This is a genomic window from Methylicorpusculum oleiharenae, assembly GCF_009828925.2.
Taxonomy (GTDB): domain Bacteria; phylum Pseudomonadota; class Gammaproteobacteria; order Methylococcales; family Methylomonadaceae; genus Methylicorpusculum; species Methylicorpusculum oleiharenae.
This window is the reverse complement of sequence record NZ_WUTY02000002.1, coordinates 69,098-95,359: the sequence shown is the minus strand read 5'-3', so window position 1 is coordinate 95,359 and position 26,262 is coordinate 69,098. Positions and strand designations below refer to the sequence as shown.

19 protein-coding genes are annotated in these 26,262 nt (G+C 52.8%); 12 read left to right on the top strand and 7 right to left on the bottom strand.

Annotation, left to right across the window (positions count from 1 at the left end):
- The first annotated feature begins 6 nt into the window (after window positions 1–6).
- The 3 genes from GO003_RS23780 to GO003_RS23770 all read left to right on the top strand — a co-directional run bounded on the left by GO003_RS23780 (window position 7) and on the right by GO003_RS23770 (window position 5,746).
- Entirely contained in the window at window positions 7–1,710 is a 1,704-nt protein-coding gene (locus GO003_RS23780) for an AAA family ATPase (protein ID WP_231089256.1), read from the top strand.
- A 117-nt stretch (window positions 1,711–1,827) separates the two neighbouring features.
- The gene (locus tag GO003_RS23775; protein WP_159654085.1) at window positions 1,828–3,084 is read left to right on the top strand and encodes a metallophosphoesterase family protein; all 1,257 of its coding nucleotides are present in this window, start codon (window positions 1,828–1,830) and stop codon (window positions 3,082–3,084) included.
- Between the two features lie 7 nt (window positions 3,085–3,091).
- Window positions 3,092–5,746 (top strand): AAA family ATPase, encoded by a 2,655-nt coding sequence (locus tag GO003_RS23770; RefSeq protein ID WP_159654087.1) that lies wholly within the window; start codon window positions 3,092–3,094, stop codon window positions 5,744–5,746.
- Here GO003_RS23770 and GO003_RS23765 read toward each other — a convergent pair.
- From GO003_RS23765 to GO003_RS23755, 3 genes are all read right to left on the bottom strand, one after another.
- Window positions 5,698–8,646, bottom strand: coding sequence for a Tn3 family transposase (locus tag GO003_RS23765; protein ID WP_159654089.1), 2,949 nt, complete (start codon window positions 8,644–8,646; stop codon window positions 5,698–5,700). The genes GO003_RS23770 and GO003_RS23765 overlap by 49 nt on opposite strands.
- A gap of 7 nt (window positions 8,647–8,653) precedes the next feature.
- Window positions 8,654–9,226 carry a recombinase family protein gene (locus tag GO003_RS23760; protein ID WP_159654091.1) on the bottom strand — a complete coding sequence of 191 codons (573 nt, stop codon included), beginning with the start codon at window positions 9,224–9,226 and terminating at the stop codon, window positions 8,654–8,656.
- Between the two features lie 253 nt (window positions 9,227–9,479).
- Window positions 9,480–9,953, bottom strand: a complete 474-nt coding sequence (locus GO003_RS23755) for a PaaI family thioesterase (RefSeq protein WP_159654093.1) — start codon at window positions 9,951–9,953, stop codon at window positions 9,480–9,482.
- 125 nt (window positions 9,954–10,078) lie between these two features.
- Here GO003_RS23755 and tnpA point away from each other — a divergent pair, with 125 nt between their 5' ends.
- Window positions 10,079–10,483, top strand: a complete 405-nt coding sequence (gene tnpA / locus GO003_RS23750) for an IS200/IS605 family transposase (protein ID WP_159654095.1) — start codon at window positions 10,079–10,081, stop codon at window positions 10,481–10,483.
- 212 nt (window positions 10,484–10,695) lie between these two features.
- Here the strand turns inward: tnpA and GO003_RS23745 are convergent, their stop codons facing one another.
- The 4 genes from GO003_RS23745 to GO003_RS23730 all read right to left on the bottom strand — a co-directional run bounded on the left by GO003_RS23745 (window position 10,696) and on the right by GO003_RS23730 (window position 14,448).
- Complete coding sequence (locus tag GO003_RS23745; protein ID WP_159654097.1) at window positions 10,696–10,959, bottom strand: DUF2934 domain-containing protein; 264 nt, start codon at window positions 10,957–10,959, stop codon at window positions 10,696–10,698.
- A gap of 94 nt (window positions 10,960–11,053) precedes the next feature.
- Window positions 11,054–11,662 (bottom strand): glutathione transferase GstA, encoded by a 609-nt coding sequence (gstA, locus tag GO003_RS23740; protein ID WP_159654099.1) that lies wholly within the window; start codon window positions 11,660–11,662, stop codon window positions 11,054–11,056.
- Between the two features lie 149 nt (window positions 11,663–11,811).
- Entirely contained in the window at window positions 11,812–13,314 is a 1,503-nt protein-coding gene (locus GO003_RS23735) for a DHA2 family efflux MFS transporter permease subunit (protein WP_231089301.1), read from the bottom strand.
- A 108-nt stretch (window positions 13,315–13,422) separates the two neighbouring features.
- On the bottom strand, window positions 13,423–14,448 hold the full coding sequence (locus tag GO003_RS23730; protein WP_159654101.1) for an HlyD family secretion protein: 1,026 nt from the start codon (window positions 14,446–14,448) through the stop codon (window positions 13,423–13,425).
- A gap of 225 nt (window positions 14,449–14,673) precedes the next feature.
- Here GO003_RS23730 and GO003_RS23725 point away from each other — a divergent pair, with 225 nt between their 5' ends.
- From GO003_RS23725 to GO003_RS23690, 8 genes are all read left to right on the top strand, one after another.
- The gene (locus tag GO003_RS23725) at window positions 14,674–15,069 is read left to right on the top strand and encodes a DUF2934 domain-containing protein (protein ID WP_159654103.1); all 396 of its coding nucleotides are present in this window, start codon (window positions 14,674–14,676) and stop codon (window positions 15,067–15,069) included.
- Window positions 15,070–15,114: 45 nt separating this feature from the next.
- Window positions 15,115–15,723 (top strand): TetR/AcrR family transcriptional regulator, encoded by a 609-nt coding sequence (locus GO003_RS23720; protein ID WP_159654105.1) that lies wholly within the window; start codon window positions 15,115–15,117, stop codon window positions 15,721–15,723.
- Complete coding sequence (locus GO003_RS23715; RefSeq protein ID WP_159654107.1) at window positions 15,713–17,113, top strand: efflux transporter outer membrane subunit; 1,401 nt, start codon at window positions 15,713–15,715, stop codon at window positions 17,111–17,113. Before GO003_RS23720 ends, GO003_RS23715 begins: the two co-directional genes overlap by 11 nt.
- Before the next feature lie 26 nt (window positions 17,114–17,139).
- On the top strand, window positions 17,140–18,213 hold the full coding sequence (locus GO003_RS23710) for an HlyD family secretion protein (RefSeq protein WP_456238220.1): 1,074 nt from the start codon (window positions 17,140–17,142) through the stop codon (window positions 18,211–18,213).
- Window positions 18,210–20,975, top strand: coding sequence for a ribosome-associated ATPase/putative transporter RbbA (gene rbbA / locus GO003_RS23705; protein ID WP_159654112.1), 2,766 nt, complete (start codon window positions 18,210–18,212; stop codon window positions 20,973–20,975). The genes GO003_RS23710 and rbbA overlap by 4 nt, the downstream gene beginning before the upstream one ends.
- 2 nt (window positions 20,976–20,977) lie before the next feature.
- Window positions 20,978–22,102 carry an ABC transporter permease gene (locus GO003_RS23700; RefSeq protein ID WP_159654114.1) on the top strand — a complete coding sequence of 375 codons (1,125 nt, stop codon included), beginning with the start codon at window positions 20,978–20,980 and terminating at the stop codon, window positions 22,100–22,102.
- A gap of 234 nt (window positions 22,103–22,336) precedes the next feature.
- The gene (locus tag GO003_RS23695; RefSeq protein WP_159654116.1) at window positions 22,337–22,918 is read left to right on the top strand and encodes a recombinase family protein; all 582 of its coding nucleotides are present in this window, start codon (window positions 22,337–22,339) and stop codon (window positions 22,916–22,918) included.
- A gap of 13 nt (window positions 22,919–22,931) precedes the next feature.
- A complete protein-coding gene (locus tag GO003_RS23690) occupies window positions 22,932–25,943 on the top strand; it encodes a Tn3 family transposase (RefSeq protein ID WP_206444612.1) in 3,012 nt (1,003 codons plus the stop codon).
- Window positions 25,944–26,262: the final 319 nt, after the last annotated feature.

Sequence of the window (26,262 nt, the reverse complement as noted above, 5' to 3'; positions counted from 1 at the left end):
GCTCGAATGATTCCTGAACTTAATGAGACGGCCTTAAGCTTGGTACCTTCTGCGGCAGAACGTTCAGTTTATTGTTCACTTCGAGATGGCCTTAAGGGCGATGTACTTGTCGTACATTCTCTAGAATTAGTTGTCAATTCCGCAAATGATAGCCCCAAAGACGCGGAAGCTGATTTCGTTATTTTTGATCCAAACCGAGGGATTTTGGTCATTGAGGTTAAAGGCGGTGGGATCAAATTTGATGCCATTGATCGCCAGTGGTGGTCGATAGATCGTTATAAAAATCTGCATTCGATTAAAGATCCGTTTCGTCAAGCAAAAAACGCTAAACATGAAATTCTTAGAAATCTCAAAGCTGAAAAAGGATGGGGCATAACCGGAATGCCGCGCATAACGATAGGGCATGCAGCAGTATTTCCTGATCTGCCTGATATTAATGCACTGATTTCTCCCGAAAGACCGATTGAAATAATCGGTAGCCTGGCTGTACTCAATGATACATCTGCTTGGGTAAGCAAAGTATTTGAGTTCTGGAGCAAAGGGAGCTATCAAGCACAACCTTTGGGACAGAGGGGAATGCGGATTATCGAGTCTCTTTATTGTCACAGCATCAGAGTTGACGTGCCGTTAGCACTAACCATTGATCAAGAGTTCCGACGCCAAATTGAACTAACTGAGCGTCAGGCAAGAGTTTTGCGTAGTTTTCGTTATAGAAAGCGGGCTGCTGTTTCCGGCGGTGCTGGAACCGGGAAAACTCTCCTTGCCTTACAGCATGCAAAATTACTGGCTTCACAAGGTATAAAAACACTTCTGGTCTGCTACAACAGAGCACTTGCTGATTTTTTGAAATGGGAAACACAAGGTCTGGAAAATTTGCATGCCTTATCCTTTCATCAACTGTGTGATTGGCGAATCAAAGTTACAGGCCAATATTTGCTTGAAGAAGCCAAACAAGCTTATCCGGGAAGTTCATTATTTGATCTACAAATGCCCTATGCGCTTTCCAGATCGACCGAGCTGGACAAATTTCGATACCAGGCAATCGTAGTAGATGAAGGACAAGACTTTGGCGACGAATATTGGCTGCCGATTGAATTGTTACTGGACGATGAGGAAGATGCTTATCTTTATATATTTTTTGACCCTAACCAAGCCGTCTATCGGAATGCATCAACATTTCCTATTCAGGACCCGCCATTATTGCTAATTGAAAACTGCCGCAATACCAAAAATATACACGAGTTAGCTTATCAGTATTATATTGGCGATGAAGTTGATCCACCTGATATCGAAGGGGCTCCCCATGAGGTATTAGAAGCCAGTGGATTGAATAAACAAGCAAAACTAATCAAAGATAAGGTCTCTGAATTAATCACAAATGAGCAAGTGGCTCTTCATGATGTGGTTATTTTGGTTCTGGCCATTCAAAAGGATCATTATTATCAAGCATTGCAAAATGCTGGTTGTCCAAGCGGCACCAATTGGAGCTTTGAATCCCTATGGCAACCCAAAACCATCTTAGTTGATACGGTGAAAAGATTTAAAGGACTTGAGAGCGCTATCGTTTTGTTTTGGATTGGAGATCAGATAGATATAGAAGCCAATAAGGAGCTTATATACGTAGCTCTGTCGCGAGCAAGATCAAGACTTTTCCTAGTGGGCGATAGAGGGAAAACTTCACAGTTAGGCTCAGTGGGAGCAAGAGTTTAGTTGTAGGAAAACCCCGTGCCTAAATACGCAGGCGATGTCTTTCTGAAGGCATGCAAGTTTCAACAACTTCCAATCAGTTAGGAATCTTTCTGGTCTACCCACCAAATAAAGGAAAAAGTGAAATTCATACATGCCGCAGACATACACTTGGATAGTCCGTTGACCGGATTGAGTGCCTACCCTGACGCTCCGGTGGAAATACTGCGCACGGCGACGCGCGATGCCTTTACCAATCTGGTTACCGAAGCGATTGAGCAAGCGGTTGACTTCATGGTGATTGCCGGAGACCTCTACGATGGCACCTGGAAGGATCACAACACCGGCATTTATTTCTGTAAAGAAATGGGGCGCCTGAGAAAAGCCGGCATTCCGGTGTTTCTGCTGTTCGGCAACCACGATGCCGAAAGTGAAATGACCAAGAAACTGCAACTGCCTGACAACGTCTTGGCTTTCGACACCCGCAAACCCAACACGTTTCGTCTGGATAACCTCAAGGTTGCCCTGCATGGCCGGAGCTTTAAGGAAAAAGAGACTTTAGAAAACCTCGTTACAGGGTATCCGGCACCAGTGCCCGGCCTGTTCAATATTGGTGTGCTGCATACCGCGCTTGAGGGTAATGCGGCGCATGCCAGCTATGCCCCGTGCAGTTTGGATGAATTGCATGCCAAGGGCTATCACTATTGGGCATTGGGTCATGTACATGAACATCAGCTATGGAAAGGTGCCTCGACCGTAGTTTTTCCAGGCAACCTCCAAGGCCGGCATATTCGAGAGACCGGACCGCGTGGCGCTGTGATGGTGACGGCAGACGAGCAGGGCATTCAAGACATTCAGCGCCTGTTCGTCGATGTTTTGCGCTGGGCCAGTCTGGAAGTCGATGCTACCGAGTGTAAGACGCTATCAGACGTAGTGTCCAGGGTCGGCAAAGCGCTCGATGAACTGGTAGAAAGCAGCCCGGCGACCATTCCTATGGCTGTTAGAGTCACCGTCACCGGCAAAACAGCCGCGCACGGTGATCTTTTCGGACTGGAGTCGCAACTGCGCGCCGAAGTCTTGGCCTTGGCCGTCGCCATGGGGGCAGAGCGACTTTGGATTGAAAAGGTGAGGGTGGCCACTTCGGCGGCGGATGACGTTGAGGCGCTACAAGCACGTGCCGATGCACTATCCGATTTACAGGACCTGTTGCAGACCGCTGAGTCTGACGCCGACTTTCTTAAAAGCTTGCAAGATGATCTGCTGGGTTTGGTCAACAAAGCGCCCTTGGAGTTGCAAACGACGGTCCCTTACTTTAAAGCCATCCGCTCAGGCGAGTTAGTCGACTTGGTTCGCGAAGTCCGTCCAGGGCTGCTGTCTCATTTAGCCAAGGTGGAGTGAACAGACAATGCGCTTCCACCGCTTGGACCTAATCAAATACGGCAAATTCTCTGACCGCTCGGTGGAATTTCCAGCGGCCAAACAGGACTTTCATCTGATTGTCGGACCCAACGAGGCCGGCAAGTCCACCTTGCGAGCCTCCATTGTTGATTTGTTGTTTGGCATCCCGCCGCGTTCCGTTCATAGTTTCCTGCACCCGCTCAACGAATTGCGCTTAGGGGCTTACATTAGCAATGCCGCAGGCACGCTTGAATTTCAGCGCGCTAAAGCGCAAAAACAAACCCTGCGCTCGCCACTGGATGCCATCTTGTCGGATTCCGCGTTGACACCGTTCCTTGGGACTGCCGATAGAAGTTTCTTTGACCAAATGTTCGGCCTTGACCATACCCGCTTGGTGAACGGCGGCAATAGCATCCTCAATGCCGAGAACGACGTGGGGCAAATTTTGTTTCAATCGGCAGCCGGTGTTGCCAGCCTGGGCAAAATCCGCGATGCACTGGTCGCCGAGGCGGATAAGCTGTGGGCTCCGCGAAAATCCAATGAGCGGGCCTATTACATCGCTTCAGATCAGCTCGACAAGGCGAGCACCGCGTTAAAGGAAGCCACTGTTCGCACTAAAGTCTGGGTGGACGCCAATAGCAAGGTCGAATCTCTACAAGCAGCGCTCAGTCATGAGCGCGAACGGCATCAGCAACGCCAAAGCCAGCGCAACAGCCTGGAACGCATCCGCCGGCTAGCCCCGTTTCTGATGACGCTCAGGGAAAACGAACAGAAACTGGCCGAACTGGGCGAGGTGATAGAGCTACCGGCAGAGGCCGCGGCCATTCTCGCCAGCGCAGAACGGGAGCTGGCTATCGCCCTGGAACGACTAGAACTGCGCAATGGCGAGGTTGGAAACCTCACGGAAGCGTTATCACACATCGAGGTGGACGAAGCCATCCTTGAACTGGCTGCCGACATCACCAACCTGGATAACCTTCGCCTGCAATATAGTGCCTATGAACGCGATATCGCCCATCGAAAAAAGGAAATAGCCGGGCATTGGCAAGCGGTTGGTCAAGCCTGCGCCCAGCTGGGTTGGGTCCAAGACTCTGAAAGCGCAATTGCCCAGCGCCTACCCACACTGCTGGTCCGGCGCGAACTCAGGCAACTGGTCCGCGACCGTGGCGGCATTTTTCAAGCATTACGGTCAGCCGAACAAGCGGAAAAGGCCAAGGATTCTGAAATCAAATCGCTATCAGCACAACTGGCTGAGTTGCAAACTGGCGAGATCAAGCCCGCGCTACGTGCGGCGTTAGCAAACGCCAAATCATGCGGTGACACCGAAATAGCTCTCCAAAAGCAACAGACTACGCTGACCAAAGCGAAATCAGCGTTGGACGGTTTATTGTTGGATTTGGGGCAATGGCGCAAGCCTTTGCCCGAATTAATGGCACTACAGCCTCCTAGCCAAGAAAAACTAACCCGTTTGATGCAAGAGCGGCAAACCCTGCTTTCTGACCAAAAAGCGGAATCAGTACGGCTAAAAAATCAAACTGCCGAGGTTGCCCGAGTTGAATTGCAAATTGCCCAGTTTAAAGCACTACATCAGCCGACGACACGGGAGGCGGTGATTGAAGCGCGGACTGAACGCGATGCCTCGTGGGAGGCGATTAAAACGGGTGAGATTGATCTGAAACGTGAGGGACACACGTTTGAGGAGAAGATGTCCCATGCCGATCAAGTGGCCGATAGGCGGCTCGACGATGTCGAAGAAGCCACCGAGCTCCAGAGCTTGAATCAGTTGCTGGAGCGAGAGCAGCAGAGTCTAACGCTGATCGAAGGCCAATGTTCACAATGGGCAGCAGCTCTGCAGCGGTTTGATGACCAATGGGCACAAGCGGCCGTCGGCATGGATTTGGCCGGCATGAACTTAGAGGGCATGGGGGCCTGGCTGCTTAGGCGGGAGAGGGCGCTGTCTGGGGGTATTGCCTATCAGGATGCCAAGGATGAATTTGATTCATTTCACCTCTTAGTGGCAGAGTCCAGACTCAATCTCGCCAATGCATTGCAAGAAGCGGGATTTCCTGTTCTCGAGACGGCGCGTTTGTCTGTCCTGTGCGTTCAGGCAGAACAGCATATCCAAGCTATCGACAACGCTACAATTCGGCATGAAACCTTATCGGCGCAATGGCTTGCCGCGCAGTCACTGGCGACTACGTTAAAGCAAACCACTGAGGAGGCGCAAACGGAGGCAAGCCGTTGGTCTAAAGCCTGGTCAACAACGCTCGCCAAAGCGGGGTTATCCCCGGACACCGATAGTGGCACGGCGGAAGGCGCCCTTGAACTCATCGAGCAAATCGCCGAAAAGTTAGACAAGATGCGGCAAATTCAAGTCGAGCGTATCGACACCATGCAGGCTGATCTGAAGGCGTTTGCTGTTGAAGCTAATCGACTCGCGCAAATCATTGCCGTTGAGCTTAAAGATCAGCCAGCCGAGCAAATTGCTCTCACATTAGCCAATCGTTTAGATCGAGCCCGCAAGTCTTTTGCGGAAAGTACACGGCTTCAAGAAGCTCTGCGTATTGCAAACAGGGGTAAAACAAGCAGTCGTGTCACCAGCCGCCATTTCGATTACAGTAAGTCAAGCCGGGTATTCATATCAAGGTCAAATCGCCCATAGGGGTTGATATGCTCCCAAATAAGGGGAGTTAACGCGGCGTAGTCTCGTGTTGTCATCTTGCCCTGCCAGTGTGGCTGCGCTAACACCTTTTGGATCATTAACGTGTTGATGTAAACCATGCAGTTTTGAATGAGATGCAGGGCTAGCATGCTAATCTCGTGGTCTTCCCTGCGATTGCTCGACATTTCACCGCGACGAGCAAAAAACACAAAATCAGTTGCACCATTCCATTGTTCAACCACATTCAGGCCTTCATGGATTTCCCGGCGTAAAGATTCGTCATGCAAATAGCGGCAAAGAAATATAGTCTTAATCGCCTTACCAAGTTCTGCAAATGCTTTGTAAGTCGGATGCTGAACGTTCTTTCGAGTAAAACGCCTTAAGATGGCTTCGGTTTCCGCTGTTCGAAGGCGTAGAGCCGTCGTGTATTTAACCATTTGATCGTATTGCTGCCGCACGCAATCCCAATCAATAGGTTTCGTTAAAATTTCTTGCAGATTTGAATAGGCATCGGCCATGCCAACATCTGGGCGACTCAGTTTTTGTGAGTGAATGGCTTTCAGTCTGGGTAATAACTGGAACCCCAATAATCGGCAGAAGGCAAACGCAACCGTGCTTTGGCCATGAGAATCGACATATTGACGGTCAACTTCCATCTCGGTGCAATGATGGATAACGCCTTCGATCATTGATGCCACTTCCGAAGAGGACGGCGATTTAAGTTGCGAATGGATGCACAGTGAATTGCGTTCGACATGCCAGTAAATCATGATGCCGCGTCCACCATAGCGAACATGCCATTGTGTAGTCAGGTTTTGATCCCATGCGCCGAAATGCTTGGAATCGGATGCACAGGCGGTGGTGCCGCTACCCCATACAGCCGGATTACGCGCATGTAACGTACCATCGGCGACAATGGCAATTGCGCGCCGCATAGCGTCAACGCCAATGTAACGGCAACGTACATAAGCCAAGTCTCTTGCCGTTGTACCGGAATCGAGTCCGGCCATGCGTTGTAGACCCGCATTGGTGCCAAGACCGTGCAAACATAATAATAAGCGTGGTTGCAACACCGAGCGATCCATCGTTTCATAAGAGGTTGGCGTTTTCAATACATCTGTAAAACCCAACCGCAGATCGGTTTCCTTAACCACATCAAGCAAACTTGTCATAGGCCACAAGGCATTCAGTTCAGCTTTGAGCGTTGCCAGATTTGGCGGTTCGGGCTGTGCGTCCAACGGTGTTAAGATGATCCAGCCGTTATTTTTGTTGCTTAGCCGGACGTACGGATTCTTTTTCAGGCCAGTGTCGAAGGTGTTTAATGCTGCGCGCATTTCGGCCTGCAAGTTGGCGATGAACTGCTCCGCGTCGAGCGGCAGATTTAACGCCTGATAGTAGTTTTCACGGTTCGCATTAAAATCTGTGGGTAGGTCTTCATCGGGGTTGCGGTAACGGTTTGCGCCGACTACCCAAATTTCCTTACAGCGCAGTCGTTCGCGTAACGCTTCCAGCGCCGCAATTTCATAAGTGATGCGATTAATGCGATCCCGTCCGGCTGCGTCCTTATCCATCACGGCTTCACGCCATAATCCGCGCACAACGCCATCGAGCGGCACATTTTCATCCACCGGAAAGGTATGAGCTTTGGTGTCCGCAAAACGTTTTACCAATTCAAGCGCGTCCATCACCGGACGGTGAAGGTCATTGTTACACCGAAATTCCAGCGCGGCCAGCAAAGTAGGCACCATGCGGCGATAGTGTCCCTTGTACGAATTACGGATCACGGTTCGGAGTGTGATTCGGTAAGTGGGTCCGGTCGCTTTCCACTCTTTTACCAAATCACGCAACGTCTGTTCTCCGACCACGGGAAATACTACGTCACGCACGACACCATCTGGCTGGGCCAACGTGGCGTCAGCCAGTTCGAACAATAGGTTTTGTTTGCCGGAAACACGCTTAAGGTCCTCCAACAATTCCCGTTCGACTTTGCGCTCAGCGCGTGCGCCGATCTGGTGGATAGTTTCGATCAGCAAGTCCACAAGATCATCGGTCAAACTGCGGGCACGCAAGTAAACGAATGCGGCCAACCAAGTAATGCGTGCGGCATCGGGATGTCTACGCAGGTCGCGGGGCACTTCGACCGAAACGCGCTTGCGGCAACGCTCCAAATCAAGCGGTGAAACCTTATCAAATAAATCAGCTGGCAATCCGATTTTCCTGATGAGCGCTAATTTCGCCAGTTCATCCTGCATACTGGCGAGGCTGGGGCGGCCAGGATTGCTACGCAGCGTCAGTAAGAGGGCTGACGCGCTGCCGGTAATATCATCTTGCTCACTATTCTCGCTACCGAATTTCTCAGACCGTAACAAGGCATCCAAATTCTCGCGGTGTTCGGGCGAAAGACGTTCATAGACTGCATTGTGGAACAGGTCTTCATGCGCATGCAGCGCACTACGTGCAATACGATCCATTCGATCAGGTGTAGGCGGTTCAATCGAGAGCTCTTTGCAACGTGCTTCCAATCGTGCAACCATCGGGTCTATATCGCCGCCGACTTCACCGGCAACATGATCACGCAGCCAAGCTGTCAGCATTTCCCCATCGGCAACCGTGACTTCCCGGAAACCGAAACGGACTCGAATTTCAGCGCGTAGCCGCTCGGCAGTGCGGCCAGTAGGAATGGCTTCGCCATCTATTGGAATCGGCACTTCCAGTTGCTGACTGAGTAAGGCTACGCCTTGGATTTCGATTTCGGATTCATCGCGCGGAAACCTGCCGCGTTCGCGGAAGAACGTTAGCAGAATTGCAAACCCTAACCGGTTTGCTCGATTCTTGGCCATGACCAGCGAGCGTTCGGCGGGTGTTAGTACCCACTGATCCTTATCGCCACTATTGTCCATCGCACCGTTATGGATTTGGATTTGAAGCAGGCCAGCCGATGCGAGCCAACGTTTCGATCAGTGTGGTTCGCTTGACACCAAAGTTACGGCAGACTGCCGCTTTAGACATACCGCTATTCAATGCGGCGATAATTGCTTCTAATTTTTCACCCATAATGGCGGGTGGGCGTCCGCCAATTCGTCCGCGTTTTCTGGCAGCGGTAAGGCCAGCTAAAACACGTTCTTTAATCAAAGCACGTTCATATTGGGCGAGAGCGCCAAAGACATGGAACAACAGTTCGCCCGATGGCGTAGTGGTATCCATGCCCTCGGTGAGCGAACGAAATGCCACTTGTTTCTCTTTGAGCGTGTTGATAATCGAAAGCAGGTGAGACAAAGAGCGACCTAGCCTATCCAATTTCCACACGACCAGCACATCCCCAGGATGGACAAAGTCCAATGCATTGGTCAGTCCGGAACGATCATCCTTGGCCCCTGATGCTCGATCTTCAAAAAGATGCCGAACATCGACACCGGCGGCCAGCAACGCATCACGTTGTAAATCAGTGCTTTGCCGATCCGATTCCGATGAAACACGCATATAGGGTGACCGTAAGGATTCGTGCGAAAATGGGCATTAGCAGATAAACTCATGTGACGACACGTCTATGAAGCCTGGTTGCTTACGTTACGGGTCGAGGGTTCGCAAACGACCCAAGCCAGACTATCAACAGAAATAATGACAATTGTCTATTCCTAATCCGATTAGATTGAAAAACTTAAAAGCGCTGACGAGTGTTAGTAGAGGGCTCTATTAATTACGCATTTACGAAGCAATCATCACGCCTACCTTTTTAGCAGTCAGCAATAGGACGGATAGCCACTTTTGCCTTAATAAGCGTGCACAAAGTACCATTTTCCTGATAATAACCGTATTCAAACATCGGAGTACTTCTGCCTTTTTTGGCCAAATCCGTGCGTATTTGCCGCTCTATTTCCGGAGGCATATGAAAAATGAGTTCTAAATCACTTAGACCTTTTGCTATAAAATCCAGCTGTAACGAACTTGTCAAAACCCTATGGTTGGGAAATAATTTCTGACATGCCATTGCTGCAATAGGATCAGCCAGACAGGCTTGGAATCCGCCAAATAAACTACCTCCGACATTAGTTGCAATCCAGCTATGTGGCAAACGGATTTTGATAGTGCACCAGTCGGGAGACAAAACCAGTACTTTAATACGCATTAACCAAAAAAAGGGTAGGCACTCTATTCTTTTTTTATCTGATAATAAAGGCGTGGTCCAGATAAAATGACGTAAGTTCATAGGGTTAACCAATAATGAGAAATCCCCCGGCTCTGCCGGGGAGACAGGCTAAGTTTGACATTTAGAGGAGTCCACCAGGACACTCCCTTGCGTGAGCCGCCAAGCAAACGTAAGAGGAGAACCTGATGGACGAGAACGAGAGCTTAAGTCACTCGAAATGGGAGTGCAAATATCATGTGGTGTTTATACCGAAATGCCGCCGTCGAACCTTGTACAAGGCGTTGCGAAAGCATTTAGGCGAAGTGTTTCGGCGTTTAGCCAGCCAGAGAGAAAGCCGAATATTGGAAGGTCATTTGATGCCGGATCGTGTACATATGTTGATCTCGATACCGCCGAAATACGCGGTGTCGCAAGTAATAGGCTACATCAAAGGTAAGAGTGCGATTCATTTGGCGAGGGTCTATGGCGAGAAGAAACGCAACTTCGTGGGTCAGCATTTCTGGGCACGAGGGTATTTTGTTTCGACGGTAGGCAGGGATGAAACGGTGATACGGGACTATATCCGGCATCAAGAACAGGAAGACCAGTGAATAGAGCAAATGAACCTTTGGCAATGAGTCGCCGCCTATTGGCGGCTATTGATATGGGGCCGCGTTAGCGTCCCCATTTACCGCTTTGAGCGGTTCACTTTATAAAGCCCCCGGCTTTGCCGGGGGATATTTACTGTATCTTGGTTATAATTCAGTGAAATATTGATACAACCTTTTTATGAAAGCGGCTTGCTTTCGAGCGCGGTTTGAACCTATTGTTGGATCTCATGATTGTTCATGGTGATGGTTTCCTCATTTGTTTGTTGTAGGATGCGGTCGATTTCCGCTTCTGCTTCGCACCAATCTTCCGCCATGTCGCCGCCGGCAAAGCTGCGCTTTTCGGCGCTGTAATAGGCGGCTTCTGCGATCATTCGATTGCGCTCCTCCGGTGATACGAGCGGACGATTTAGTTGCTCGGCAACGGCTTGAGCCATCTTTTCAGGGGCGGCAGTGGATTTTGATTTGGATTTGGTCATGGGGTGTACTCCTATTTAAGCAGTGGTTTTACGCGCGCTGGCGTTGGTTATTTTGCCTCCGCCGACAGCTCGCGCCGGCAGGGTGTGAAAATAGTTATTCAATCAATCCTTCGGCCTTGAGCGCCGCCTGCACCGCAGGTCGTGCGGCGACGCGGCCCTGATAGGCGATCAGATTTGGCCATGGGGCAAGATCGACACCGACGTAATTGCCCCAGCCCAGTACGGTAAAAAGATAGGCATCGACCACGGTGAAATCATCGCCCATCAGCCAAACCTTGCCATCAAGTCGGCTGTTCACATAATCGAAACGCCGGGCCAGTTGTGTCTTGACAAGGTCTTTCCAGGCTTCAGGCGCCTGTGGATTGAACAGCGTGCCGAAGCTCTTGTGCAGTTCGGTAGAGATGAAGTTGAGCCATTCCATCAGGCGGTAACGCTCCATGCTGTCGACAGGCGGTGCAAGACGTGTTTCCGGTGCATGGTCGGCGAGATACTGGACAATGGCCGGGCCTTCGGTCAACACTTGACCGTCGTCGAGTAGTAAGGCGGGCACGTAGCCGTTGGAATTGATCGTGCGGTAATCGGCGCCGGTTTCGGTTTTTCCGCTGGTCAGATCGACCCGCTCGGTTTCATATCTGAATATGCCCTCTTCGAGGACGATGTGGGGTGATAACGAACAGGCGCCAGGGCTGTAATAAAGTTTCATGGTGTGGCCTCCTCAGGCTAAAAAATGGGTAGTCGGTATCAGTTGTGCTCGTCACCGCAGGTGATGCAGGCGAGACAATCAGGTTGAGCGCTGCAAATTTATTGATCCATAGGTTACTCCGCAGGAAATTAACAAGAAGCTTCATGCGGTCAATGGCCGCCTGCCGCGCCACCGGCGTCCGCCGACACTTTTCTGACCAATGGCATCAGCAATAACGCCAAGAGAAAAACCAGGGTGAGGATATGAAAAAGTGTGTTAAGGGTAATCACCTCGGCTTCTCGCATCACCAGGCCGTAAAGCTGCTTGAGCGTGGCCAGTTCGCTATCCGGTAACGACAATCTGACCATGCGTTCCTGCAAGCCCGCCAGTAGTGATTGCGCTTGTGGAGAGCCCGGTGTCACCGACTCGCGCAACACGGCGTAATGTTGCTTGTTCAACTGAATCATCAAAGTGTTGGCGACCGCCAGACCTATCGCTCCACCCAGGTTGCGCATAAGGTTGTACAGTCCGCTGGCATTTTTGACTTCTTCAGGCGGCAACGTACCCAAGGCCAGTGTATTGATGGGCAAAAAGGCAAACATCAGCGCGAAGCCGCGCAAAGCCTGTGGCCAGAAAAACTCCCAGTAGCCTGACTCATGCGTGAGATCGCCGTTCATCCAGGAACCCAGCCCATAGAGAGACAAACCCAGTGCCATCATCAACCGTGAATCCAGCACCTTGGCGAGTGGGCCGGCGACAAAGGCCGACAACAGTTGAAATAGTCCTGTGACCATCACATATTGGCCAATTTGCAGGCTATTCAGGCCTTTGACGCTAGCCAGATACAACGGCATCAAATAAATGGTGGTATACATTCCAACACCCAGGATGAAGCTGAATACACAGCCGACAGCGAAGTTGAAATTACGGAAGGCCCACAGATCGACAATCGGGTGTTCGATGGTCAATTCACGATAGAACATAGCGATGCCTGCCACGGCGGCAACCACGCTAAAAAATAAAATTTCATGGCTATCAAACCATTCCTTCCGCACCCCTTCTTCTAACACGAATTGCATGCTGCCGAGAAAGATGATGATGTAGACTATGCCGAGAAAATCGATTTTTTCGAGTAATTCCCAGTCCGGTTCATCCACCCGCACGAACAGCCAGGTGCTCAGACACACCAAAAAACCCGGCAGCAGATTGATCAGAAACAGCGCTTTCCAGGAAAATGCTTCGGTAAGATAACCGCCCAGCACAGGCCCCGCCGTAGGTGCGACAGTCACCACCAAGCCGACGACGATAAACATGGACGGTTGCAAACGCTTCGGGAACATCGTGTAGATCACCGCAAACACTGTGGGGATCATCGCGCCGCCAAACAAGCCCTGAAGGGTTCGAAAAACGATCATCGAGGGTAGATTCCAGGACAAGGCGACAAACAGGCTCATCAGCGTAAAGCCGCCGCAAGACAGCACGAATAGGTAACGGGTCGACAGCGCCCGGGCCAGCCAGCCGGACAGAGGGATGATCACCACTTCGGCAATCAAATAAGCGGTTTGCACCCAGGCGATTTCGTCGCGGGTCGCCGCCAATCCTGCCTGTATTTGTTGCATGGAGCTGGCGACGATCTGGATATCGAGAATCGCCATGAAAATGCCGAACACCATGCCGAAAAAGCCGATCCATTGTTGCGGGGTGAGCGGCTTTTCAGTCGCGCCGGCATGACTCTCCAGCGCGTCTTTGGGGGCAACCTCTGTGGTTTCCATCATGTTACGCTACCTTACCCTAACCTTAATTTCCGTGGATAGCCCCGGTCTCAGGCGGCTTAAATCAGTGTCCGGCCGGAACAGAATTTTCACCGGCACCCGGCGCACGATCTTGGTGAAATTACCGGTGGCGTTTTCCGACGGTAACAAACTGAATTCCGAACCGGACGCGGGTGCGAAACTGTCCAGCGAACCTTCGAAAACCTCATCGGGGTAAGCATCAACATGAATCTCCACCGCTTGCCCCGGTCGCATCCGGGCGATCTGGGTTTCCTTGAAGTTCGCTTCCACGAATAGGCCATCGTCCGGAATCAGAAAGCCGAGTGCATTACCGGGTTTGACCAATTGCCCGACCTGCACGCTGCGATTGCCGATGACGCCAGCCATTGGCGCTACGATACGGGTATTCCCCAAGTCGATGCGGGCCTGCTCCAGAGCGGCTTCGGCAGCTTTGATACGGGCGCTGGACTCCTCGATCTGCGCATCCAGAGCAGCCAATTCGCTTTTCGCTCCCTGCACGGCCGAACTGAATTTATCCCGATGGGCGGATGCCTGGGTATAAGTAGATTGGGCGCTATCATGAGATTGCGCGGAAATAGCCCCCTCCTGGGCGAGATTGCCGTAACGCTTCAAATCCTTGCCGGCGCGATCCAGGTCGGCATTGGCAGCAGCGATATTCGCCGCCTCCTCGCGTATTTTGGCGTTTTGGGTGAGTTTGTTAGCTTCCAGAGTCTGGATGTGCGCTGTTTCCATCTGCACCTGGGCTTCGGCCTCGGCGACACGGGCCTTAAAGTCATGATCATCGATCACCACCAGCAGGTCGCCTGGCTTCACCTTCTGGTTATCCACGAACAACACTTCCTTGACATACCCGGTCTCCTTGGAGCTAATCAAGCTGATGTGCGCCTTCAGATAGGCGTTGTCGGTAGTCTCGAAAGGATGGATCGCTTTCAGCCAATAGACGATGCCAGCTGCGGTTACGGCCATGAGCAGCAAAGAGACTATTAGGGTTTTTTTGGATAGATGGAGAGACATAAATTTTTATTTGCTTAACTAAACGGTGTGGTTTAGTATAATCATTAACTTCACTGCAATGCAACGAATTTATTCCGCGCCAGGATGAAACAAGCCCCCCCTCCCCCGAAACGATAGTCCATTCTAGGCCAAGGCTATATCGGTACGCTCCGGCGTTAGGGTCTAAGCGGGTGACCGTAAGTCGGCGATGCCACATTGCCAAACCATCATAAAGCGGTAGAGGCCATGGTAAGTTATTTTGCAAAGACTATAAACCGGCATCAGTGGATCTCAGAAGCCGCTTATTTCAATGCGGAAACAAGAGGTTTTGAGTCCGGCAAAGAATTAGATGATTGGCTGGCGGCTGAAATGGCGTATTCGGAAATACTGATAACGACTTATATTGCCACGTTGGAAGAAGATCATGCTGCGCTAACCATTTCCGGGTTGAAGCAATTAGCAGCCTTAATCGGTATTGAACATACTGATGTGTTTAATTCGGATGTAGAACTGATACAAGCTATTCAAAATGCCACAAAACACCGCCCCTGTTTTCGTTATGAACCCAATAGGCTTTGTGAAGAAATGGATTGTAAATGGAGAAGGGAATGTCGAAAATTGATTTCTGTATGGTATCGATAAGTCGGTGGATACCCTGCTAATGCAACATATTAATATAACAACACAATGAACAAACCAAATAACCCAAAACGACAGGCTATTCTCAATGCGGCCAAGCGCGCTTTTATCGCGCACGGTTACAGCGGCACCAGCATGGAAGCCATCGCCGAAGCCGCGCCAGTGTCGAAACCGACTCTTTACAACCATTTTAAAGGCAAACAGGAGTTATTCGCCGCAGTGATCGAGAGTCAGTGCGAGGCGATATTGAACACCCTATCCAGCGTCAAAACTGAACTCAGCGATCCGGTCGCCGGCTTGAAAGCCATCGCCGGCGCTTTTGTCGAGCTGATTTATGCCGCCGAAGCCTTGCAGCTTTACCGGCTGATCATCGCCGAGCAGAAATATTTTCCTGAGTTGGGCGAACTGGTTTACCGTTCCGGGCCTGAACCGGTGTTGCGGCAATTGTCGTCTTACCTCGCCGAACTGCATGCGCGAGGTATTCTGAACATCGCCGACATAGAAACATCGAGTCGATTATTTTTGGATATGTTGAAAGGCGATGAACATTTTCGCTGCCTGTTGGGCTTACAATCCGGCTTGAGTGAAGCGGCAAAACAACGTTTGATTGATGCCACGGTTTCTTTATTTCTCAAAGGTCATGGTCATGATGCATAAAGCTAACTGGTTATTGCTCCTGGGCGGTTTGGCCGGATGCACGATGGGTCCCGATTACCGCAAAGTCGAGCCGGCGGCCCCGAAGCATTGGCAGGCCGCACAAGTACCGCAAGCGGGCTTGAAACCGGCCAGTCCGGAGGACTTGAAAAACTGGTGGAAAAATTTTGGCGATGCGCACCTGAACCATCTCATGGACCAAGCGTTGGCGGGAAACCTGGATGTCAAGATAGCGCTGGCCCGTATCGATCAGGCCCGCGCCGAGCGTCGCGGCACCCGTGCGGAACTGTTCCCGACCGTCAACATAACAACCGGTGCGCAACGCCAAGAGAATCCGTTCCCCGGCTTGGCGTCCGGTATCAAATACAATATGTTCGAGCTGGGTTTCGACGCCCTCTGGGAAGTCGATTTGTTCGGCCGTCAGCAACGCCGACTGGAGGCCGCCACTGCCGATCTGGAGGGCGCTGGCGAGCAGTATCACCAGTCCCTGGTGACGCTGACGGCCGAGCTGGCGCGCAGTTATGTTGACTACCGCAGTCTTCAGAATCAACTTCGAATAACGCGCTCGAACCTGAAGTCGCAGCAGCAAACGCTGGAACTGACTGAAAGACTCAACGCCGAAGGCGTGGGAACCCGGCACGATGTGGTGCGGGCACGGGCCCAGACCGAGACTACGGACGCCCAAATTCCGGCGCTGGAAGCAAGGCTGGTCGCTGCATTGCGGCAACTGGAAGTCCTGGTGGGACGCCAGCCCGGCACGCTGGATGCCGAACTAAATTCCACCGAAGCCGTGCCGGCAGCGCCGGGACGGGAAATCCTGGCTTCGCCCGCGGAAATGATACGCCGCCGCCCGGACCTTCGCGTGGCTGAACGCCAACTCGCGGCGGCAACGGCCATGCAAGGGGCGGCGATCGCGGAATTGTTTCCGAAAATATCGTTGTCGGCTTTTGTAGGTCTGCGTAACACCGATATCGAAAGCCTGTTCAAATCGGCCGCCTTCTCCTACGGCACCGCCGCCAATCTGTTGCAGCCCTTGCTTAATTTTGGCCGTATCCGTGCCGGAATCGATATGGCCGATGCGAAGCAGCAGGAAGCCTATCTGAGCTATGAAAAGGCAGTGCTTGAGGCACTCCAGGAAACCGAGACTGCGATGACCCGCTACCTGAAGGAGGAAATTCGCCGGCAGACGCTCGCCCGCGCGGTGGTGGACCATCAGGAATCGGTACGTCTGTCGCAACTGCGTTATCAGGAAGGCGTTTCCTCGTTTCTGGACGTGCTGGATGCCCAGCGCGCGCTGTTTGTTGTAGAAATCGAGCTGGCTCGTTCCGAAGCCGAGACTTCCACGAATCTGATCGCCGTGTATAAGGCGTTGGGCGGCGGCGCGAACGTCTAACTGCAGCTGCAAATATTCCAGGAGAAATGATGAGTAGCCAGTTAAAATCGATACTGACCCTTGCCCTCGTCGGCATTGCCATCGCTACGGCGGCCGTGGCGTGGTGGGTCTTACGCCCCAACGGCTTGCAGGAAAGCATGGTCAGCGGTAATGGCCGCATCGAAGCCACCGATATCGATATTGCCACCAAGATTCCCGGCCGTATTGCCGAAGTCCTGGCACGGGAAGGTGACTTCGTACAGGCTGGGTCGGTTCTAGCTCGCATGGACACGCAAACGCTGCAAGCCCAGAAAGCAGAAGCACTGGCTCAGGTGCGTCATGCCGAGAGCGCCCTGCAAACCGCCAAATCCGTCGTCACTCAACGTGAAAGCGAACACAACGCCGCACTGGCCGTGGTCGCTCAGCACCGCGCCGAACTCAATGCCGCTGAAAAACGCTTGAAACGCTCGCAACGTCTGGTCGGCGAGGGCGCCATGCCGGAACAGGAGGTGGACGATAATAACGCCAGGGTGCTAGGCATTCAGGCTATGATTAGCGCTGCGCAAGCCCAAGTTGCGGCGGCACAGGCGGGTATAGAGGCGGCGAAATCCCAGATAGTACAAGCGCAGGCACAGATCGAGGCGATCAAAGCCACTGTCGTCCGCCTGCAGGCGGACATCGACGACAGCGAACTGAAAGCGCCGCGCGACGTGCGTGTGCAATATCGCATCGCCGAACCCGGCGAAGTGCTGGCCGCCGGTGGCCGGGCACTGAACACGGTGGACTTGTCCGACGTTTACATGACTTTCTTTCTACCCACCGCCGCCGCCGGCAAGGTTGCGCTCGGCAGTGACATCCGACTGGTGCTCGATGCCCTGCCCAACTACGTGATTCCGGCCAAAGCCAGCTTCGTCGCCAGCGTCGCCCAGTTCACGCCAAAAACGGTGGAGACCGAGAGCGAACGCCTCAAACTCATGTTCCGCGTGCGGGCACGCATCGATCCCGCCTTGCTGAAACAGCATCTTGATCAGGTCAAGACCGGCCTGCCCGGCAAGGCCTATGTCAAACTCGATCCGGCCGCCGAATGGCCCGCCGAACTCGCGGTCAAGCTACCGGAATGAATACCGACGCCATCGCCCCAGTGGTCAGCATCGAAGGCGTCAGCCTGCGCTATCGTGACAACCTCGCCCTCGATAACGTCAGCCTGGCGATTCCCGCCAACCGTATGGTCGGTCTGATCGGCCCCGACGGTGTTGGCAAATCCAGCCTGATGTCGCTGCTCACAGGCGCACGGAAAATGCAGCAAGGACATATCGAAGTGCTGGGCGGCGACATCGCTGACGCGGCCCACCGCCGTGCGGTATGTCCGCGCATCGCCTACATGCCGCAGGGACTAGGCAAGAACCTTTATCTCACGCTGTCGGTGTTCGAGAATGTCGATTTCTTCGGTCGTTTGTTCGGCCACGCGCAGGCTGAGCGCCATCAACGCATCGCCGAACTGCTAGCGAGCACCGGCCTGGCGCCGTACCATAACCGCCCGGCAGGCAAACTGTCGGGCGGCATGAAACAGAAACTCGCCCTTTGTTGTGCACTGATCCACGACCCCGATCTGTTGGTGCTGGATGAACCGACCACCGGCGTCGATCCGTTGTCGCGCGCCCAGTTCTGGGAGTTGATCGAACGTCTGCGTACACGCCATACCGGCATGAGCGTACTGGTTTCCACCGCCTACATGGACGAGGCTGAGCGCTTCGACTGGCTGGTGGCGATGGACGCGGGCAAGATACTCGCCACCGGCACCGCGCCTGAAATACGCGAGCAAACCGATGCCGACAGCCTGGAAGCGGCGTTCATCCGCCTGCTGCCGGAGGAAAAGCGCCAAGGTCACAAAGCAGTAGTGATTTCACCGCGCAACACCGGCGGTGGCACACAGGAAATTGCCATCGAGGCGCACGGTCTGAGCATGCGTTTCGGCGATTTTGTCGCCGTCGATAACGTCAGTCTACGCATCGAGCGCGGGGAGATCTTCGGCTTTCTGGGTTCCAACGGTTGCGGCAAGTCGACCACGATGAAAATGCTCACCGGCCTGTTGCAACCGAGCGAAGGCGAAGCCCGGCTGTTTGGCCGCATCGTCGACGCCGGCAATATGGCCACCCGACGACGCGTCGGTTATATGTCGCAAGCATTCTCGCTGTACACTGAGCTGACCGTGCGGCAAAACCTGGAGCTGCACGCCAAACTGTTCCACTTGCCCGACGCAGGGATTCCAGCCCGCGTCGCCGAAATGGCGCAACGTTTCATGCTTAACACCGCCATGGACAGCCTGCCTGATGAATTACCCCTGGGGATTCGCCAGCGTCTGTCGTTGGCGGTAGCAGTGATCCACAGGCCGGATTTGTTGATTCTCGACGAGCCGACCTCCGGCGTCGATCCGGTGGCGCGCGACAAGTTCTGGGAGCTGATCGTCGATCTCGCCCGCCGTGACCAGGTCACGGTTTTCATTTCCACCCACTTCATGAACGAAGCCGAACGCTGCGACCGCATCTCGCTGATGCATGCGGGCAAGGTGCTCGCCAGCGACGCCCCTGCCGCGTTGGTCGAACGTAACGGTCACGCCACGCTGGAACAAGCGTTCATTGCTTATCTGAAGGAAGCGGGCGGTGTCGACGGCGAGTCAACGGACGAAGCGCCGATGGCGACACCGCCCATGCCGCCATCGGCGCCGGCGCATAAGCAGGCAACTCAGCCTGGCACCCGCTTCAGCCTGCTGCGCTTGTACAGCATCTGCGTGCGCGAAGCCCTCGAACTGTACCGTGACCCCATCCGCGTCTCAATCGCGTTGTTCGGCACCTTATTCCTGATGCTTACTTTCGGTTATGGCATCACCATGGACGTCGAGAATCTGCGTTTTGCGGTACTCGACCGCGACCAGACTACACTCAGCAATAACTACGCACTCGACCTCGGTGGCTCACGTTATTTTATCGCCCAGCCAGCCATCGCCGATTACGACGCACTCGACCGCCGTATGCGTAGCGGCGAACTGAGTCTGGCGCTGGAGATTCCACCCAACTTCGCGCGCGATGTGCGGCGCGGTGATCCGGTCAAAATTGCCGCCTGGATCGATGGCGCGATGCCGACTCGCGCCGAAAGCGTACTCGGTTACGTGCAGGCGATGCACCAGGTCTGGTTGCGGGAGCAAATGCGTCGCCATGCCACCGACCAAGCACCGGCTGAATTGATGACCATTGAGACGCGCTTTCGTTACAACCCTGATGTCCTTAGCCTGCCCGCCATGGTGCCCGCGGTAATCCCGATCCTGCTGATGCTGATTCCATCCATGCTCAGTGCGCTCAGCGTGGTACGCGAAAAGGAACTCGGTTCCATCCTCAACCTTTACGTCACTCCGGTGAGCAAGTTCGAATTTCTCGTTGGCAAACAACTACCCTATATCGCCATAGGCATGATCAACTTCTTTCTACTGTGCGCGATGGCGGTGTGGGTTTTTGGCGTGCCGCTCAAGGGCGACTTCCTGCTACTGACCTTGGCCGCGCTGCTCTATGTGACCTTCGCCACCGGCTTAGGCTTATTGGTCTCGGTTTTCACCCGCAGCCAGATAGCCGCCATCTTCGCCACCTTCATTCTCACCTTTATTCCATCCAGCCGATTTTCCGGCATGATCGATCCGGTGTCGTCGTTGGAGGATGGTGCGCGGCTGGCGGGTGAGATTTTCCCCGGCACCTATTTCCTGATCTTCAGTCGCGGCATCTTCTCAAAAGCGCTGGGTTTCGCTGAGCTGAGTTCCTACCTGCTGCCGCTGGCCTTGTCGATTCTGGTGGTCGTCGGCTTGAGTGTGTTGCTGCTCGCTAAACAGGAGCGTTAGCCATGTATACACTGCTCAACATTTTTCATCTTGGCATTAAAGAATTGCGAAGTCTCGGACGTGACACCTTGATGATGGTGATGATCGGGTTCGCGTTTAGCGGTCAGATCTACGTGGTCGCTACCGGCCTTCCACAATCACTGAACAAGGCGCCCATCGCCATCATCGATGAAGACCGCTCGCCATTATCGGCGCGTATCGCCAATGCCTTTTATCCGCCTTATTTTTTGGCGCCAGTGATCATTGATCAGTACGCCGCCGATTTCGGCATGGATGCCGGCCTCTACACCTTCATTCTGGATATCCCGCCTGATTTTCAGCGCGACCTGTTGGCCGGAAGGCAACCGGCGATTCAGCTCAACGTCGATGCCACCCGCATCTCGCAAGCCTTCATCGGCAACAACTATGTGCAGACCATCGTCAATGGCGAGGTGTCGACCTTCGTCCAGGGCCATCGCGCACTCGCGACGTTGCCGATCGAGCTGGAAACGCGGGCGCTGTTCAATCCGAACCTGAACTCGACTTGGTTCGGCTCGGTAATGGAACTGGTCAACAGCATCACCGCATTGTCCATTGTCCTCACCGGCGCCGCGCTGATCCGCGAACGCGAGCACGGTACCATCGAGCATTTGCTGGTGATGCCGCTGACGCCGTTTGAAATTATGATGGCCAAGGTGTGGGCTATGGGTCTGATCGTGGTGGTCGTGGCGACCGCGTCGCTTGTTTTCGTCGTGCAGGGGCTGCTGGAGGTGCCGATTCATGGATCAATCCCACTGTTCGTCGTCGGCATGACGCTATACCTGTTCACGACCACCTCATTAGGTATTTTTCTCGCCACAATGGCACGCTCAATGCCGCAGTTTGGCCTGCTGCTACTCGTCATCCTGCTGCCGCTACAGATGCTCTCCGGCGGCATGACGCCGCGCGAGAGTATGCCCGAACTGGTGCAGAACATCATGCTGGCGGCGCCGACCACCCATTTCGTCTCGCTGACCCAGGCGATCCTGTATCGTGGCGCCGGCATCAGCCTCGTCTGGCCGCAGTTTCTGGCCCTGATCACAATCGGCAGCGTCTTTTTCGTGCTGGCGCTGACCCGTTTCCGCAAGACCATTAGCTCGATGGCTTGATTAGGTCTTGAGCACGCCATGAAAAACGTGCCCAACAACCTTAACCATCGTAAGTTCTTCAGCTTGAAGATAAGTTGCAGCTCATGACCGTTGTCAGCCTGTCGTAAAACACTTGTTTTCCGGTGGGTACGAAAACGTACCACTATTATCGCTCAAACCGCCTCATAAAATGTACGAAAAACACTGTCGTAATGATGTACTATACGCAAATTACTTTCTAAGGGTTTTTCGTACATGCTTGTTGGTTATATGCGGGTATCGTCCGACTCAGATCGCCAGACAACCGACTTACAGCGCGATGCGCTGATGGCGGCAGGTGTCGATAGTCGGCATTTATTTGAAGATCATGCCTCCGGCGCCAAAGATGATCGGCCAGGATTATCAAAAGCACTGGAGTTCGTCCGCCCTGGTGATGTCCTGGTGGTCTGGAAGCTGGATAGGCTTGGGCGCTCATTGTCTCACCTGCTATCCATCGTCAATGCGCTAAAGGAAAATCAGGTTGCCTTTCGCTCACTGACTGAGGGCATGGATACAACAACACCATCCGGCGAATTATTGTTTCATGTATTCGGGGCGCTGGCCCAGTATGAAAGAGCTTTAACAAAGGAACGGGTTGTTGCTGGTTTGGCTGCTGCCAAACGGCGAGGACGAATTGGCGGACGCCCACCCGCCATTGTGGGTGAAAAATTGGAGGCAATCACTACGGCGCTAAAAGGCGGTATGTCCAAAGCGGCAGTATGTCGTAACTTTGGCGTTAAACGAACCACACTGATCGAAACCCTGGCTCGAATAGGCTGGCCGAGCAGCCAGCAATGAACAAGTTTCTGTCATGCTAGCGAGCGATACTGCCTACCCCAGATTAAAAACCAGCTTCAACGCTGGCGAATTAGAGCGGTGGTATTCCCCCACACCTGAAGAGTGTGACTTTTGCGCAACGGTTGTGCGGGGCCAGAGTACCCGATTCGGTTTTCTTCTCACCTTGAAGACCTTTCAGCGTCTTGGCCACTTTGTGACATCGGATCAAATCCCTGACGCCATCATTGATCATCTGGCGAATATCGAAGGGACTCCCGTAGACCGGGAGGCACTGAAGCGCTACGACATCTCACGCTCGCGGAAAACCCATGTCAGTGTTATCCGTGGCTATTTGAACGTTAACCCGTTTGATAGCGAAGCGCACAGGTTGTTATGCCAAGCGTTGGTTGATGCCGCGCTGACCAAGGACGACTTGGCGGACATCGTCAACGTCGGAATTGAGATACTGGTGAAGCACCGTTACGAACTACCCGCCTTTGGGACGTTGCTGCGCGAAGCCAAGGATCAGCGGGCAGCCACCTATCAGACGCTGTTTCGGGATGTCTATGATCGCTTGAGCGAGGTTGACCGCTCTGCACTTGATGCCCTGTTTCTGGTTGGCGATGGTTGCCGGACCAGCCCGTGGAACGATCTCAAACTCGATGCGCCCAAGGTGACCATTCACGGGTTGCGGGAACTACTGAATCGCTATGGCCAACTCTCTGCCCTGGCTGGCAATCAAGAATTGTTGCGGAATATCCCGATTGTCAAACGGCATCAGTTATCCCTGGAAGGCCTAAGCCTGGATGCAGCCAGCATGGCGGACATGGAAGTGAAAAAACGATACACCGTCTCGTTGGCTTTGATCGAGCGACAATTAGCACGGGTGACCGATGATCTGTGCGATATGTTCTGCAAACAGATGATGAAAGTCCAGCATCTTGCGGATGCAGAACTCGAACAGTACCTGACGGCCAATCAGGATAAGACCGATGAAATTCTGCGCCGCTTCGCCCAGCTCGATACCCTGCTACAGTCAGACCAACCGGTAGGCGATCAGATAGCGATAGCCCGTCAGTTGGTCACTGCGCGTCCCGATTTATGCGAGTTCTCGCGAGTCCACTCAGAATTTGGCGGCAAGAACGAGTGTCGTTTCATGTGGCGCTACTTCAAAGTCCGTCGAGGAGAACTGTTCCGCATTCTGGCCAAGCTTCGCTTGGTGGCTACCAGTCAGGATGAAAGCTTTGAACGTGCCTTGGCCTTCGTTTTGGCTAACCACCGTCGCCATGCCGACTGGCTTACATTGGAGGGCAAGGGCGAATCAGTCCTAACGCGGCAAGACCTGGATTGGGTGCCGGCGAAATGGTGGAAACTCGTTACCGGTGAAAATGACGACAAAGCGGAACCAAGTCGGGTGAACCGCCGTCAGTTCGAGGTGTGCGTCTGCCGGCAATTGGTTCAGGAACTGAAATCGGCTGACATCTGTGTTCCAGGCAGCGATACCTACTCGGATTCGCGCGAGCAGTTGCTGTCCATGGAGGAGTGTAACGCTGCTTTAGCGGAGTACGGGGAACTGGTGGGCATACCGGTTGAAAGCCAAGCGTTCGTCGACCATGTGCGTACCCAGCTCCTTGATACCGCCAATGCTGTTGACCGAGAATACCTGAGCAACACCTATTTCAATATCGTCAATGGCCGTCCGGTACTGGCAAGGCTGACTAAGAAGCCCGATCCCAAAGGGTTTCGGGTTGTTGAAGAAGCATTGACCCAAAAATTGCAAGCACTCGACCTATCGATGCTTGATGTGCTTGGCGATACGATGCGATGGCTGAACTGGGGGAAGTTCTTTGGGCCGTTAAGCGGGCATGAAAGCAAACTGGAAGATGAGGAGCGGCGGCAAATACTAACGACATTCGCCTATGGCACAGGACTCGGTCCGACGCAGGTTGCAAAGAGCGTGTCCGGTGTCAGCGACAGACAGATAGCATTCGTCAATCAACGGCATGTGACGACAGAAAAACTCGAAGCAACGATATGTGAAGTGATCAATGCCTATAATCGCTTCTGGCTACCCAAGCTTTGGGGAGATGCAAAGCGTGCTGGTGCCGACGGCACCAAGTGGGATCTCTACGAGAACAATCTGCTGTCGGAGTACCACATCCGCTACGGTAGCTGGGGTGGTGTCGCTTACTACCATGTCAGTGACACTTACATTGCCCTGTTTTCCCATTTTATCCCTTGCGGCGTTTGGGAGGCGATCTATATTCTTGACGGACTGACCAAAAACAAATCCGACATCCAACCGGATACGCTGCATGGCGATACACAGGCGCAAAGTACGCCAGTATTCGGTCTTGCTTATCTGTTGGGCATCAAATTGATGCCGCGTATCCGAAACTGGAAAGATTTGAAGTGCTACAAGCCCACATCAGAAGCAAGTTACAACCATATTGACGAGTTATTCACCAAGGACAATATCAATTGGGAGTTGATTGCCCGGCATCTACCGGATATGTTACAGATTGCGCTGTCGATCAAGGCTGGCCGCATCGCACCTTCGACGATCCTGCGTAAGCTCGGCACTGCCAGTCGGAAAAACAAATTATATTACGCATTTCGGGAACTGGGTCGGGTTGTCCGAACCTGCTTTCTTCTGGAATACGTGAATAGCGAAGAGTTGCGACGCCTCATTCAGAGCGCAACGAATCGATGCGAGAGTTTTAACAAGTTCGCCCAGTGGGTCTACTTTGCTTCTGACTTGATTCAGGAAAATGTACGGGACGAGCAACTGAAAGTCATCAAATATAATCATCTGATCGCCAATCTGCTGATCTTCCACAATTGTAAGAGCATGACGGAGGCGCTGAAGGAAATGCAAGATGATGGCATGGCATTGACGCCAGACATTTTGCGGGCGTTGAGTCCGTATCGGCAGCACCCCAGTCGATTCGGTATGTATGAGTTACGGGATAGCGAGGCTGGGCCGATAGATTATGACGTGCAGCTTGAACTCGTGAGGAACGAAGACAAAATGGAATTAGCTTAGCCGCTATTTCCCATTTTCGTAAGAATCCTTACGGTCATCCATATAGCCAATTAACATAAACGGAAAACCATAAATTTGATGTTTCCGTATAATATCATTTTACGACAGTGTTTTACGTATATTTGCTAAGCTATTAAAGAAGCGCTTTGGTCATAAATCGCATACATGTCGTAAAACAGATGTTTTGCGACACTTATATTGCCTCTAATTGATGCTGTGTAAACATGAAAGAAGCCCATATATAAGGTAGTCGCAGAATTCGGAAAAAATAGTACGCTAAGACTTCGGCGTGAATAAATTTGGGGGCTTGTGTTTTTCT

What these genes read in the sequence shown, in the direction of transcription:
- GO003_RS23725 (WP_159654103.1), top strand. Translation starts at nt 14,674, where the DNA reads ATGGTAAGTTATTTTGCAAAGACTATAAACCGGCATCAGTGGATCTCA.
- GO003_RS23730 (WP_159654101.1), bottom strand. Translation starts at nt 14,448, where the DNA reads ATGTCTCTCCATCTATCCAAAAAAACCCTAATAGTCTCTTTGCTGCTC.
- GO003_RS23720 (WP_159654105.1), top strand. Translation starts at nt 15,115, where the DNA reads ATGAACAAACCAAATAACCCAAAACGACAGGCTATTCTCAATGCGGCC.
- GO003_RS23745 (WP_159654097.1), bottom strand. Translation starts at nt 10,959, where the DNA reads ATGACCAAATCCAAATCAAAATCCACTGCCGCCCCTGAAAAGATGGCT.
- GO003_RS23780 (WP_231089256.1), top strand. Translation starts at nt 7, where the DNA reads ATGATTCCTGAACTTAATGAGACGGCCTTAAGCTTGGTACCTTCTGCG.
- GO003_RS23710 (WP_456238220.1), top strand. Translation starts at nt 17,140, where the DNA reads ATGATGAGTAGCCAGTTAAAATCGATACTGACCCTTGCCCTCGTCGGC.
- GO003_RS23715 (WP_159654107.1), top strand. Translation starts at nt 15,713, where the DNA reads ATGATGCATAAAGCTAACTGGTTATTGCTCCTGGGCGGTTTGGCCGGA.
- GO003_RS23755 (WP_159654093.1), bottom strand. Translation starts at nt 9,953, where the DNA reads ATGAACTTACGTCATTTTATCTGGACCACGCCTTTATTATCAGATAAA.
- rbbA (WP_159654112.1), top strand. Translation starts at nt 18,210, where the DNA reads ATGAATACCGACGCCATCGCCCCAGTGGTCAGCATCGAAGGCGTCAGC.
- gstA (WP_159654099.1), bottom strand. Translation starts at nt 11,662, where the DNA reads ATGAAACTTTATTACAGCCCTGGCGCCTGTTCGTTATCACCCCACATC.
- GO003_RS23735 (WP_231089301.1), bottom strand. Translation starts at nt 13,314, where the DNA reads ATGGTGTTCGGCATTTTCATGGCGATTCTCGATATCCAGATCGTCGCC.
- GO003_RS23770 (WP_159654087.1), top strand. Translation starts at nt 3,092, where the DNA reads ATGCGCTTCCACCGCTTGGACCTAATCAAATACGGCAAATTCTCTGAC.
- GO003_RS23700 (WP_159654114.1), top strand. Translation starts at nt 20,978, where the DNA reads ATGTATACACTGCTCAACATTTTTCATCTTGGCATTAAAGAATTGCGA.
- GO003_RS23690 (WP_206444612.1), top strand. Translation starts at nt 22,932, where the DNA reads ATGCTAGCGAGCGATACTGCCTACCCCAGATTAAAAACCAGCTTCAAC.
- GO003_RS23765 (WP_159654089.1), bottom strand. Translation starts at nt 8,646, where the DNA reads ATGGACAATAGTGGCGATAAGGATCAGTGGGTACTAACACCCGCCGAA.
- GO003_RS23695 (WP_159654116.1), top strand. Translation starts at nt 22,337, where the DNA reads ATGCTTGTTGGTTATATGCGGGTATCGTCCGACTCAGATCGCCAGACA.
- GO003_RS23760 (WP_159654091.1), bottom strand. Translation starts at nt 9,226, where the DNA reads ATGCGTGTTTCATCGGAATCGGATCGGCAAAGCACTGATTTACAACGT.
- tnpA (WP_159654095.1), top strand. Translation starts at nt 10,079, where the DNA reads ATGGACGAGAACGAGAGCTTAAGTCACTCGAAATGGGAGTGCAAATAT.